Raw genomic sequence first — 13,271 nt, 5'->3', positions numbered from 1 at the left:
AGAGATTCCAAAATGCATTGGAATCTCTTCTTCTTTATTTCTTCAACAACCTACCCGATAGCAGCATGCCAATACCACCAATCGTTATAAATAGAATAGCTCTAATTAATAAATCAAGGGCAGATAAATCAAAGAAAATTAGCTTAATAAACGCCATGACTAACAGAATAAAACCTGTTGAGCGCAGTGTTTTTAATTGATGTATGGAGCTTAGCCATAGGGAAACGCTTGCCGTCAAAAATAATGTAATGGTTGTCAGCGCGATGCTTAGCTTCCAATCAAGGACGTTGTTAAACGTAAATTGATGGATCAGCCCCCATATTGAAATCATCGTGAGCACAATACCAGTGCTTACAATAGCATCTACATATTTCCCCAGACGCACCTCATACAATCGATAAATAAACCCTTTTACTAGAATATCTACGATGATGGCGACAATGACTGCCATATATACGAATCTAGTTATAATATTTAAGCTTTCCATCATGGTCGGCTTGGTGCTGATCATCAAGAAGAATAATAGGAAAAATGAGCCGAGAACTGGTGTTAAAGCACGACCTTTATAGGTTTCCTCTACAAATAGAGAGCCAGTAAATAAGGCAGCTAATACGATACACATCATATATGGAATGCCATTTGTTGCTGCAAAATAAACGGTATCTAGTTTGCCAATATAGGCTAAGAAATAGCCAGTTGTGGCCACTGCTAAAATATCAATCACATACAGATCCTTCATGACCTTTTCAAATGTCGTAAGTGTCTCTTTTGGACGTCTTGCATATAAGTAAATAATAACGAAATAAATAATTGGCATGAACAAGCTTAAATGATCTATGCTGAAAAATGGTTTTGGTTCATGAAAGATGAAATTTAAAATGAATGTGATGATAAGAACAAATGAAGAAACGACCTTCATCATACTTGCCCGTAGTCGCAAACTCATCATCACGCCAGCAAAAGCAATCATCGGATAAAGTAAATCATCCACTTTATTTGGTATATTCATTAAAAGTATCGTATTACATAGGGTGATAAATGCGAGTGTAACAGCGCTATCCAATACTTCCTGCCATTTTTGGCGATAGCTATATAACGCCACCGCTCCAAATAAAGCCATTAGGACAAGGAGCAGCATTTCTCCATGCGGAAGTGAACGAATAATAAGATTCATCAGCAATAAACTAAATGAGCCTAAGGAAAATTGAAGCCCTATATGAAGAGGCTTCCATTTGGATTGTGCGTTATACATTAAACACCAAATTACGTAAAATATTGATAGAATCACCAATAAACCAAATGCGAAGATAACTTGCTTATCAATATTCATAAACGCTACTACGCTCACCGCTAGCACCGAGAAGAATGTAGCAATATAGAGAGCTAGCTTTTGCTTGTGCTGATAAATGACCCATTGCAATGAAGCAAATAATATCACGACAAAAAGCAAGATAATGACCGCATTAAAATCCATATATTCTAATAAATAAGGTAGCAATAACGATGTAAAGGCTACAAAAACGGTAAGTGCTTCATTTTTCTTCCAATAACTAATGGCAATACCATAGCCAATATAAAGAAGTGTAATGCCTAGTGCTGGAGTAAGACCAATGATTTCATATAAAATGGCACTCGCGGCAGTTGTTAAAATACCGACAATAAATGCCCCGCCATATAAGGAAATCGTTATAGCAGATGAGCCTACTTTTCTACGTTCTAGTACATAGGCTATAACCGCCAAACCTACCGATAATGCATAGGCAAGGATGATTTTCACGCCATTCGATAAATAACCATAATCACTAACAAGTTTTAGGCCCCAAAGTACGCCCATTACTAAAATAACCATGAATACTTTTGGCAGTGCCCACATAACACGCTCCTCCATCGATGGCTGCGGTTGCACTTCTTTTTCCGTTACTTTAGTCGGGACAGGCTTCGACTCCAGTGCTGGTTTTGGTTTTATTGGTTCTGATTGCTTGATCATCGACTGTCTGGCATCAAGAGTATTTATTTTTTCGGTACTTTGTGTACCTTTTAACGAAGACAACTCCTGACGTAAATCTGCCATTTCCTCTTCGAGCTTAGCAATTCTTCGCTCCAATTCAAGAGACATTCAATCATCCTCCCCACTTTATCAATTTTCTAACAGTATAACATATTTATCCTTATTGTAAAATTACACTTTTTGTTTAATTTATCTCGGTCTCCTATACATTAAGGCACGCTCACTATCACTGGTGCCTCGTGTCGTTGGATCCACAATAACACCCATTAATACAAGAATGGATAAAACTGTATTTAAAATAGATGACATTTGCTCACTCATTACCCCTGTAAAATCATAGCCAAAAATCGCTGCAACTTGTTGTGCGAGTAAGAGTAACAATGAAAATAGCCCTAGTAGAAATGGAATATGTTGAAGACGAACCTTCCAATTAATTCTCATAAAAGCTCACCTCCCCCCCTCTTGCCACAGTATATGCATAGTGGTTATGTGACACATATGCAAAAATGGAACTCTCGCCATGTTACTAGGATTTTTTAATAATATTTTGCGGCATAAACTATTTTCAGCCATAGCAAGTAAGGCAGGTTTTATCACGCTAGACATGTTCATATATATAGTTAGGTTGCATTCGGTAACGAAATGCCTAACAATTTACTGAAAATGAGGGTGATGAAGATGGTGTATGAGTGGAACGTCTTAAGGGTAGTAGCTTGCCTGAGTATTGTGTTATTACATGCAACGACCAATATTGAAAGTATAAATGGCTATATGGATCAACCCTACTATCAGTTTTTTCGATTATTATTATGTTTTGCTACACCCACTTTTATCTTATTATCCATTTTAATTTTAGCTAAACGCTACCAACATCAGCTACCTCCCCATTTTATAGGACGTCGTTTTCAGTTTATTGTTATTCCGTTTATAGCTGCAGGCATGTTATATGCAGCCAACGCGGCTCTTCATTATGATGAAAGCTTTTGGGAGGCATTATATCGCCATATTATTTTAGGAGATTTTTCGGGATGGTTTGTCATGACTATTTTTCAACTCTATATTCTCTTCTATATTGTCAAGAAATATCAGGTATCCAGCATCTGGTTTACGCCCATTATGTTCTTACTTGGCATTTTCTATATGACACTAGCAAATGCCAATATAGATTATTTCATACAAAATGAACATTTTATGCGCCTGCTCTTTGTTGGCTGGCTCCCATATTTTGCACTAGCCTATATTATCGGTAGTCATTATGAAAAAATCACGCACTACCTCGTCCAATATAAATATTTCACAATTATAGCTGTCATACTTGCAATGGCTATTTTATATACAAATTATTATTTAGGTGCCCAACAGATTACATCAAGAAGAATTGATATTATGCTATTCGTGTTGGCGATGACGTTTTGCATACTGGCGTTTGCACAGGTTTTGCCTAAGCTCCCTTTTATCCCTATTTTAAGTCGCTATTCCTTTGGGATCTTTTTAATTCACTGGCTAATTCAAGAATATTTAGCTCCCTATAGCGCATTACTACCCACTACTGCTCTTCAAGTCATTTCTCTTTTTTTATCCACTTTACTTGTCTGTATGCTGCTCATCAAAATCATTTCATTTATCCCTTTTAGTGCTTATCTGATTGGAAAGTCTCATCAAAAATAGCCCTCTCATAATTGAGAAGGCTTTTTAGAAACCTTATTTTGTATAGGAATAGGATGTTTCTGTTGTTTATTTGATTCTTTTTATGAATGGTTGTCCCTTATTCTTTGATTGAAGTGCATCTATTCCTTGTGTTTTAAATTACTTTTTCCAAATTTGTATCTCATTATATCTATTTATGTATACGTAAAAAAGGCAGTTATCATTATCTCATGAAAAATGCCAAGTCGATCTAGACTTGGTTTTTTCATTAAAAGAGTATGTGACCAACCAATGCAGCGATTGGTAGGGAAATAAGTGTACGTAATATAAATAAAACGACTAAATCGAAAAATTTCAATGGAATTTTTGTTCCTAAAATAAGTCCACCAACTTCAGACATATAAATTAGCTGTGATACAGAAACAACAGCAATGACAAATCTAGTAACATCTGATTCGATCCCTGCACCTAAAATTGAAGGCAGGAACATATCGGCAAAGCCTACGACCATTGTTTGAGCCGCTTCTGCCGCTTCAGGTAAGCCTAGTACAGTTAGGATCGGCTCAAATGGTTTTCCTAAAATCACAAAGATACTGGTAAATTCAGCAAGCATTAAGGCAATTGTACCAAAAGCCATAACAATAGGAGCAACGCCAACCCATAAATCAATAACATTTCTAGAACCATCTTTTAAAAATTGGCGCGGATCCCGATTTGCATGAGCAATAGCAAGTGCATTTTCTAAGCCATGCGACACAGAATTATAGCCCTCTGGCAATTCCTCACGCGAATAGTCTACTGGAGTACCATCGATATACGTATCTTCCTTTTGTGCAAGAGGATAAATTCGAGGCATAATAATCGCTAGTACAACACCGCAAAGTACTACTGTTAAATAATAAGGAATAAAATAGCGTGCCAAGTGGACGGTATCCAATACTACGATACAGAAGGTGATGGAGACAACAGAGAAGCTAGTAGCAATAATCGCTGCTTCTTTTTTGGTATAGTTCCCCATCTCGTATTGCTTACTCGTCATTAACACTCCAATCGTTCCATCACCGACCCATGACGTAAGAGCATCAATCGAAGAACGCCCTGGGCTTTTAAAAAGAGGTCTCATGATTCTCACCATCATTGTACCGAAAAACTCAAGCAAACCGAAGTTTGTTAAAAATGGTAAAAGGAAACCTGCGAATAAAAAAATGGTAAATAAAAACGTCACAAGTCCACCGTTTGGATCCATCAGTAGCCCACCTGTATTTTCATTGTTGATGGCAGAAGGTCCAAATTGAAAGACAACCATCGAAGCAAAAGTTAAACCTAAAAAGCGAGTAATCGTCCAAAACCAATTGACATAAAACAATGTATCTAAAATACTAGGTTCTTTCATATTTCTTCGAGGAATCCATTTAGCTATAAGTGCGCCAAACGCGGAAATTGCAAACATAATAATCGTAAAATAACTAATGACTGGAGCCACTACACCAGCTAAAATATTTGCTAAAATGGCAATCGGTACTTTCCAGCCCTCATCCGTTAATACAGGAGTCATAAATAGAAAAATACCAATTAAAGAAGGAATGATGAAATAAATATATGTACTAACAGAATACTTTTTCATTTTTGACTGAAACCTCATTTCTTAGTATTGCTTAAACTTGTAACTATGTATGATGCATTCCCCTATTTTATCTTTCACTATACTTCGTTTGCTGTAATACTTTATAAGCTAAACATGTAGTGTTCATTCAATACCTCCCTCCTCTTTCTGTTATAGTACTATTACAAAAACAATGAAGTTTTGAGCTTTAAATAGAAAAACAATGACTCTATTCATGTTTTTATAACATAATCGTGTTATAAAACTATTGTAAACGCAACAACACATATGGTTCAACTCTACAATTTTCTGAATTTTTATACATCATTAGTATAGTTTTTTTCTTTAAAACTAGTATATCAATATTATATTATAATAAACAGAAATTTTAATAGGAAGGAAACGAGGCTGGGAAGAAACTCGATTATTTCGAAAATAGCGAAAATAGATAATAACTTTTCCGCCTCTTTGCATAGTGACAGGTGAAAATGGATTTCCGTTGCAGGCTACTTGCTTTCCACTCCAATCCATAAAAATGGTACCTTTTTAGCAAAGGTCTTCAAATAAAGTGAAGGGTATTCACTACTCTTTATGAAGAGGTGTTGACATTCATCACTTCTCTACAATGAAAATAAGAACCTCTATTCTTTAATTATACAAATAATGGGCTATTTTGATCGCTTCGACTAGTATGAAAGATAGAGGAAAAGACACTTTTGCATATGGTTGATTGGAGGGGATTTAGCATCACAGCTGAGACCCTGGAAGTGGCTCATCGGACCGCCCCCCTGGAGAAGGGACGCTGGCAGAACGGAAATCAACCCTTCGCCTTGCTAAAGGTTCTTTTTCTGCTATTGACATCATCTTTTTTCACCAACATGAAAGTGAATAAACCCCACGACTGTTTATTCACTTTGTGGAATTGTCAATGCTTCATGAGGTTAGCCAAGTCTTTTGATTTTGGGACAAGAGATACAAAAGTCATTTGCTTCATCAGAGGTGTGATAATAGAAACAACATGTTTTTCTCAAGCGTATTGGTTGCTCTGATTCCTTGATTGTCACTTTGGGACCACAATAATTTGTCAAAGGATTTTTCCTTTCGCCAAAAAGAGAACCTGGCGCTTGATTGACAATATAGTGATAGTCTTCTTGTATACGAGCTTTTTCTTGCTCACTGGCCCCTTCGCTTATTTTTGTTTCATATAGCCAATTGACATAAATAGCTGTATTTTCCCATAAGATTGCTTTTGGGATTTTACTTATTTTTGTTAATGACTGCCACACTTTCGCTAGATTACCTACAAAAATTCCTTGGAGAACCTCATCACGCCATGCTTCACGATCTTGTGTTGGCACTGACACTGAGTCATCGATTAAGCGAATGTTTGGAAGCCATGGTTTCGCATGATCTTCTGCTTCCACCCAAATATTCTCGATACCAACATATAGCCCCTTATCATATCTTGACATAGCATAGAATGCTGAAGCCATTGTTAAGACGCTATAGCGCTTTGCAAATAACGATGCTGTAACTAATGTAGATGTGGAATGAAAGAAAGGTGCTATTTTTTGTAAATAGGCTAAGGCTTGTTCAGTGTCTAATAAATTTTGGGCTAGTAGAGAGTAAGCAGCATCTACCGCTGGCTCAATTGTCAATCGATAATCACGTAATAGTACTGCTTTTTCTTCAGCTGACAGTTGTAAGCTCAACTGACCCTACCTCCTCTAATTTCTCCACCTGAACTGTTCGTCCCTTGCCATGCGGAACACATAAAGGCGTACCAAATAGAGGGTCTCTCATAATCGTACAGTCCATACGAAAGACAGCTTGTACAAGCTCAGGTGTTACCACTTCCTCTGGCTTACCTTGCGCATACACCTGTTTATTTCGCACAGCTACAATGTGATGGGCATAGCGGCAGGCTAAGTTTAAATCGTGTAAGACCATCACGACTGTACGCCCTTCATTTTCATTTAAATCAAATAGTAAATCTAAAATTTCTACTTGATGGGCCATATCTAAATAAGTTGTAGGTTCATCTAGTAAGATAAGATCTGTTTTTTGAGCCAATGTCATGGCTATCCATACACGTTGACGCTGACCACCTGATAATGCATCTACTGGGCGATCTGCAAATTCTGTCATCTGCGTTACCTCAAGCGCATTGTTCACAATTTTTTCATCTTCAGTAGACCATTGCTTTAACCAGCTCTGATGTGGATAACGACCTTGTTTTACCAATTGTTGAACGGTTAGCCCTTCTGGCGCAACAGGTCCCTGTGGGAGAATGGCTAACCGTTTAGCCACCTCTTTCGTTGAAATCGTATCTAGTGAATCATCTTCTAAGAAAATTTCACCCGACTTTGGTTTTTGTAATCGTGCAAACGTTCGTAGTAGCGTTGATTTTCCACAACCATTAGCACCTACTAGTACTGTTATTTTCCCTTTTGGTATTTGAAGATTCAAATCCTCCAAAATAAGATTTTCACCATAACTTACATGTAAATCTTGTGCTTCTAAAACATTTTTCAAAATCCCGTCACCTTCTTCTCACGCTTTTAACTGTTATTTCCTGTAGCTTTATTGATTGCGCGTTCTAAATAGTAAATAAATAAAGAATGGTGCCCCAATTGCAGCCGTAAAGACACCTGTTGGTAAATCCTTTGGTAAAAAAGCAGTGCGTGCTACGATGTCGGCTACGATAACAATCATCCCACCGATTATAGCAGTCACAGGTATCAATCCAGCAAAGGAACGCCCTACAAGCATTCTACTCATATGAGGGGCTACTAATCCAACAAAGGCAATTCCACCAGCAAATGCAACCGCAGAGCCAGCTAGCATCACACTAATGAGTAAAAAAAGTAAACGGTACACTTGAACCTTTACCCCTAGCCCTATCGCAATTTCATCTCCTAATTCCTTCACATTTACTGTTCTTGCCAAAATAAACGTTAGTGGCAATAACAGAGCAACCCATGGTAAAAGCAAATAGACATCCTGCATATTAGCCCCATACAAACTACCTGTCAGCCATAAATAGGCCTTCGTTGTTGCGGCTACATTACTGATTACAAGCAGCATCGTCACAACAGCCTTTGCTAAGGCTGAAATCCCAATACCAATAAGCACCATACGAATAGGTGTGACGCCTTTTCTCCATGACAGTAGGTAAATGATAAAGGAAACAATGCCAGCACCTAAAATAGCAGCTAACGGTAAAAATTGAATGCTGACTGACCCCATAAAGTACACGATAAAAATAATCGCCCCCATGGATGCACCACTCGTTACACCAATAATATCTGGAGCAGCAAGTGGATTACGGATAATCCCTTGTAAAATTAATCCAGCAACTCCTAGCGCTGCACCAACTAATAATGCCATCAATACACGTGGGAGCCTTAATGTATGTAAGACAAAATCGTACTCTCCATTACCATAGCCCAATAATTCCCTCACCACTGTGATAGGATGGATAAATTCACTACCTGCAGATAAACCAAGGACTGTTATGATGACTAATAATAAGCTTAATAATAGTAAAATCCAACTAGTTCTTTTGGCTATTTGAAAAGATATACGTTCAGATTTCGTTCGAACTGTCCTATAATTAGACATTTTTCGCTAACCCCTTTCGTGCAATATAAATAAAGAAAGGAGCTCCGATAAAGGCAGTCATTACACCAATTGGCATTTCTAATGGCATGATCACATATCTCGCAGCCATATCAGCTAACAGCAGCAATATTGCTCCTAATACTGCACTGTACGGAATAATCCAACGATAATCCGTACCAACAAGCTGAATCGCAATATGAGGGACAATCAAACCAATAAAGCCAATTGAACCTGCTACAGCAACTGAACTACCTGCAAGAATGATAATAATGAGACCGAGTGTGATTTTCGTAATCATAGTTCGTTGTCCTAAGCCTTTTGCAATATCATCACCTGATTGTAAAATATTTATAGAACGACCCATACCTATTGCCACAACTGTGACCACTAAAATAAACGGTAAAACTGGTATAAGCATGTCAATGCTACGACCTGATACAGATCCCGCTAACCAAAAAAGAACACTTTGTAAGCCTTGTTCATCAATCACTAAAAGCCCCTGCGTAAACGAGACAAATAGAGCTGTAATCGCTGCACCAGCTAATACTATTTTAATCGGTGTTAAACCATCTCTTCCTAATGACCCTAGGAAAAATACCATAGCTCCCGCAGCACCTGCACCTAAAAAGGCAATCCACATATAGCTCATTAAAGAATTGATGGAAAAAAGAGTAATGGCACTAACAATAAAAAATATCGCCCCTGCATTAATCCCTAAAATATCAGGAGCTGCTAAAGGATTTCTTGTTAATGCCCGCATTAATGCTCCCGCGATGGCAAGACTTGCGCCAACTACTGTAGCGATCACAGCTCTTGTAAATCTCGATGTCCGAATAATAACATGCTCCTTATTAGCAGCATCAAAATGAAAAATGGCATCATAGATTGACGAGAAGGGTATGGACGTTTGACCAATAGCTATGCTGATTAAAAATGCCAGCAAAAGGATCAAACAACTGATGAATAAGCCTACTTGTTTCATCGAGGTACTGGAAAGAATAATTCTCATTTTACGCCAACTTTCTTGATCCACAATTTATCTTATGAAAGGGATTGTAGGTTTCTAATATGTCCAATCCCTATAATGAGAGGGCTGTCATTCAAGTATTCTATAACACTTTCAACAGCCCTAGTCTCTTTTACTATTTTTCTAATTCAAACTTGTCATAAATATCGTCTAGCATTAAATTAGCACTAATAAGTCCACCAGCTAGATTCCAATTAATTTCATCTACTTGATAAACTTGATTTGCCTTCACAGCATCAAGCTCTTTCCATAGCGGATGTTTTGTCCACTCTTCATAATTTTTCTTGACTGCGTCATCATTTTCCATAAACATATAAATAACATCGGCATTCATTTGTGTAATACTTTCTTTATCCGTTAGTTTCACGATTTCCAATGAGTCATCTGTTAAATTTTTAGGACCTTGGAAGCCAAGCTCTGACAATATAGAACCTGCATATCCTGTTACATAAATACGTGCATGGTCTGCTCTGAAGTTAACAACTGAAACATGGAATGGCCATTTATCGCCAAGCTTCTCTTGAATTTTTGTTTGGAAATCAGCAACTCGCGTATCCCAATCTCCTAGTAACTCTTTCACCTTTTCTTCCTGATCCATTGCTTGACCCATCATTTCAGCTGTTCCCTTGAAATCAAAAACCGTTTCATGAGCAACAGTCGGTGCAATTTGTGATAACTGATCATAAATTTCCTCATGACGCACTTTCGATGCAATGATTAAATCTGGTTTAAGTTTTGCAATTTCTTCAAGATTAGGTTGCGTTTCTTGTCCAACAATCGCAACGCCATCTAAATCTTTTTTCAAATAATTATAAAAAGGTGCTTCAGCCCAAGATTCTACTGCCCCCACTGGCTTAATGCCCATCGCTACTGCTACATCTGTAGCCCCTTGGTATAGCGTAACGATTTTTGTAGGTGTTCCTTCAATTGTGGTAGTTCCCATAGCATGTGTAATCTCACGGCTAGAAGATTCTTCTGTGTTACTTTCTTCTGCTTTGTCATTTTCTTGTGAACTACTACCGTTCGATGCTTTATCTCCACATCCCACCAATAAAAGTGAGAATGTTAAGAATAGCGCAAAAAGAATAGAAACATTTTTATTGCGTAGTGATAATTTCGACATACATTTCCTCCTAAAATATAATCAATAATGATATTCATTATCAATTAAAGAGTATACTGTACGACCGTTTTATTGACAATATCTTTTTTTTCAAAAAACATACTTTTTTAATAATTTTTTATCTTGATTAGCCTACAGCTCCCTCCCATATAGTTTAGAAGGTGTAGGATTTTTGTATTTATTATGAAAATTTCGTCGCAATGATGCTGAGGTGTAATAGATAATTGACTAAAATTCATGGCATTTATTTAAAACAATAGCTCTAAGCAATGTCATTTTGATGTTGGGAGAGGCTTTCAGTAGCTGCTTCTTTCACCCAATATGTATCTAACCAGCTATAGATTTTCTACCATTTCAGCGACTTGTTAGATTTACCTATTCAATAATAGGCAAATAAATAGACCCTATCGACGTATATCTCATATCTTAATAATGAACTACAACTTATCAAAACAGGAGGTAATAACATGTTTCAACGAAGACGCCATCCGGCAAAAGGTCCACACTGCTGTCCGCCACAAACAATGCCAACGCAATTTGATCCACCACAATTTTTACCACCAGAGCAATATGTTCGCACAAATTATATCCATACGGTTGTTCCACATGTACAACCAGCACATGTCACAACAGTAAATAAACATATGATTGATCATCAATACTATTTCCCATGCACAGAGTCTGTTGTTAATGAATGCTGTGAAACACATACAATGTGCGGTATGCCACCTAACCCTTGTCATATGCCACACCATCGTAAACATATGGGCCGTTAACAATAACGATGGGGTGCCATGCTGCCCTATCATGCTCTGGAACTATAGACAAAAAAACGAGTACCTTCCAAGTGAAGAGGCACTCGTTTTTTTATTTTTATTAATTCTTAGTACATTTTTAAATATTGATCGCGTTCCCATTGATGAACGGTTGTACGGTACATATCGAACTCGATTTCTTTTGCTTCTTTAAAGTTTGCGTAAATATGCTCACCTAAAGCTGCTTGCGCTACTTTATCTTTAGCAAGTAATGTTAAAGCATCATCAAGTGCTGCTGGTAAGTTTTCAATACCATTAGCTTGACGCTCTTCTTCCGACATCACATAGATATTGCGATTAATAGCTGCTGGTGGCGTTAAGTTTTGACGAATACCTTCAAGACCTGCCTCTAAAATAACAGCCATTGCTAAATATGGGTTTGCTGAAGGGTCCACAGAACGTACTTCTACACGAGTTGAAAGTCCACGTGCTGATGGGATACGAATTAGTGGTGAACGGTTTTGCGCAGACCATGCTACATAACATGGTGCTTCATAACCAGGTACTAGACGTTTATAAGAGTTTACTGTTGGATTTGTTACAGCTGTGAAACCTTGTACATGTGCAAGAACACCCGCCATGAATTGCATAGCTGTTTCAGAAAGACCTAATTCTGTAGCTTCATCATAGAATGCATTTTCTTTACCTTTAAATAGTGACACGTTAAAGTGCATACCAGAGCCTGCTTCACCAAATAATGGTTTTGGCATAAATGTAGCGTGCAAGCCATGTTTACGTGCAATTGTTTTAACAACTAATTTGAAAGTTTGAATGTTATCACAAGCTGTAACAGCATCGGCATATTTAAAGTCAATTTCGTGTTGTCCTGGAGCTACTTCATGGTGAGATGCTTCAATTTCAAAGCCCATTTCTTCTAGCTCTAATACGATATCACGGCGGCAGTTTTCACCAAGATCTGTTGGAGCTAAGTCGAAGTAACCACCATGGTCATTTACTTCTAACGTTGGTTCGCCTTTTGCATCTAATTTGAATAAGAAGAATTCTGGCTCAGGCCCTAAATTGAAGCTTGAGAAGCCCATATCTTCCATTTTTTTAAGAATACGTTTTAGGTTGTTACGTGGGTCACCAGCAAATGGTTCGCCTTTCGCAGTGTATACGTCACAAATGAGACGTGCCACTTTCCCTTTTTCAGAAGTCCAAGGGAATACTACGAAAGTATCAAGATCAGGATATAAATACATATCAGATTCTTCGATTCGAACGAAACCTTCAATAGATGAGCCATCAAACATCATTTTGTTTTCTAATGCTTTGTCTAATTGACTTACAGGAATCTCAACATTTTTGATTGTGCCAAGAATATCTGTAAATTGTAAACGAATAAAGCTTACGTTTTTTTCTTCGATGAGACGTTTAATGTCCTCTTTTGTGTATTTACCCACAGTTTTCCACACTCCTATAAT

Annotated in this window: 11 protein-coding genes; 2 read left to right on the top strand and 9 right to left on the bottom strand. The window is 37.5% G+C overall.

The features are described from left to right. Positions 1-34: 34 nt before the first annotated feature. Both AC6BKE_RS13010 and AC6BKE_RS13005 read right to left on the bottom strand, forming a co-directional pair. Positions 35-2,116: a DUF2339 domain-containing protein gene (locus AC6BKE_RS13010; protein WP_499856896.1), complete on the bottom strand. Its 2,082-nt coding sequence runs from the start codon at positions 2,114-2,116 to the stop codon at positions 35-37. A gap of 81 nt (positions 2,117-2,197) precedes the next feature. Continuing rightward, complete coding sequence (locus AC6BKE_RS13005; protein WP_016991985.1) at positions 2,198-2,449, bottom strand: phage holin; 252 nt, start codon at positions 2,447-2,449, stop codon at positions 2,198-2,200. A 237-nt stretch (positions 2,450-2,686) separates the two neighbouring features. Here AC6BKE_RS13005 and AC6BKE_RS13000 point away from each other — a divergent pair, with 237 nt between their 5' ends. After that, positions 2,687-3,676, top strand: coding sequence for an acyltransferase family protein (locus AC6BKE_RS13000; protein ID WP_499856895.1), 990 nt, complete (start codon positions 2,687-2,689; stop codon positions 3,674-3,676). Between the two features lie 247 nt (positions 3,677-3,923). Here the strand turns inward: AC6BKE_RS13000 and AC6BKE_RS12995 are convergent, their stop codons facing one another. The 6 genes from AC6BKE_RS12995 to AC6BKE_RS12970 all read right to left on the bottom strand — a co-directional run bounded on the left by AC6BKE_RS12995 (position 3,924) and on the right by AC6BKE_RS12970 (position 11,032). Further along, positions 3,924-5,279 carry a YjiH family protein gene (locus AC6BKE_RS12995; RefSeq protein ID WP_499856894.1) on the bottom strand — a complete coding sequence of 452 codons (1,356 nt, stop codon included), beginning with the start codon at positions 5,277-5,279 and terminating at the stop codon, positions 3,924-3,926. 920 nt (positions 5,280-6,199) lie between these two features. Then, complete coding sequence (locus tag AC6BKE_RS12990; RefSeq protein WP_058843947.1) at positions 6,200-6,970, bottom strand: IucA/IucC family C-terminal-domain containing protein; 771 nt, start codon at positions 6,968-6,970, stop codon at positions 6,200-6,202. Further along, positions 6,948-7,793, bottom strand: a complete 846-nt coding sequence (locus AC6BKE_RS12985) for an ABC transporter ATP-binding protein (protein WP_058843946.1) — start codon at positions 7,791-7,793, stop codon at positions 6,948-6,950. The genes AC6BKE_RS12990 and AC6BKE_RS12985 overlap by 23 nt, the downstream gene beginning before the upstream one ends. Before the next feature lie 48 nt (positions 7,794-7,841). Continuing rightward, positions 7,842-8,882: a FecCD family ABC transporter permease gene (locus AC6BKE_RS12980; RefSeq protein ID WP_271912550.1), complete on the bottom strand. Its 1,041-nt coding sequence runs from the start codon at positions 8,880-8,882 to the stop codon at positions 7,842-7,844. Then, on the bottom strand, positions 8,875-9,891 hold the full coding sequence (locus AC6BKE_RS12975) for a FecCD family ABC transporter permease (protein ID WP_036128167.1): 1,017 nt from the start codon (positions 9,889-9,891) through the stop codon (positions 8,875-8,877). The genes AC6BKE_RS12980 and AC6BKE_RS12975 overlap by 8 nt, the downstream gene beginning before the upstream one ends. Positions 9,892-10,024: 133 nt before the next feature. Beyond that, entirely contained in the window at positions 10,025-11,032 is a 1,008-nt protein-coding gene (locus AC6BKE_RS12970) for an ABC transporter substrate-binding protein (protein ID WP_036128169.1), read from the bottom strand. 467 nt (positions 11,033-11,499) lie between these two features. Between AC6BKE_RS12970 and AC6BKE_RS12965 the strand changes: the two genes are divergently transcribed. Continuing rightward, entirely contained in the window at positions 11,500-11,808 is a 309-nt protein-coding gene (locus AC6BKE_RS12965) for a CotD family spore coat protein (protein ID WP_036128170.1), read from the top strand. Between the two features lie 107 nt (positions 11,809-11,915). On the opposite strand, the gene glnA is transcribed toward AC6BKE_RS12965, so the two are convergent. Further along, a complete protein-coding gene (glnA, locus tag AC6BKE_RS12960; RefSeq protein ID WP_036128172.1) occupies positions 11,916-13,250 on the bottom strand; it encodes a type I glutamate--ammonia ligase in 1,335 nt (444 codons plus the stop codon). Positions 13,251-13,271 lie beyond the last annotated feature (21 nt).

Source organism: Lysinibacillus sp. COL-1, from assembly GCF_059814265.1.
The sequence above is the reverse complement of the archived record's forward strand: the minus strand, read 5'-3'. Positions and strand labels throughout refer to the sequence as shown.

Excerpts from the sequence above, each read along its gene's own strand:
- AC6BKE_RS12970 (WP_036128169.1), bottom strand. The coding sequence starts at position 11,032 with ATGTCGAAATTATCACTACGCAATAAAAATGTTTCTATTCTTTTTGCG.
- AC6BKE_RS13000 (WP_499856895.1), top strand. The coding sequence starts at position 2,687 with ATGGTGTATGAGTGGAACGTCTTAAGGGTAGTAGCTTGCCTGAGTATT.
- AC6BKE_RS12975 (WP_036128167.1), bottom strand. The coding sequence starts at position 9,891 with ATGAGAATTATTCTTTCCAGTACCTCGATGAAACAAGTAGGCTTATTC.
- AC6BKE_RS13010 (WP_499856896.1), bottom strand. The coding sequence starts at position 2,116 with ATGTCTCTTGAATTGGAGCGAAGAATTGCTAAGCTCGAAGAGGAAATG.
- AC6BKE_RS12995 (WP_499856894.1), bottom strand. The coding sequence starts at position 5,279 with ATGAAAAAGTATTCTGTTAGTACATATATTTATTTCATCATTCCTTCT.
- AC6BKE_RS12965 (WP_036128170.1), top strand. The coding sequence starts at position 11,500 with ATGTTTCAACGAAGACGCCATCCGGCAAAAGGTCCACACTGCTGTCCG.
- AC6BKE_RS13005 (WP_016991985.1), bottom strand. The coding sequence starts at position 2,449 with ATGAGAATTAATTGGAAGGTTCGTCTTCAACATATTCCATTTCTACTA.
- AC6BKE_RS12980 (WP_271912550.1), bottom strand. The coding sequence starts at position 8,882 with ATGTCTAATTATAGGACAGTTCGAACGAAATCTGAACGTATATCTTTT.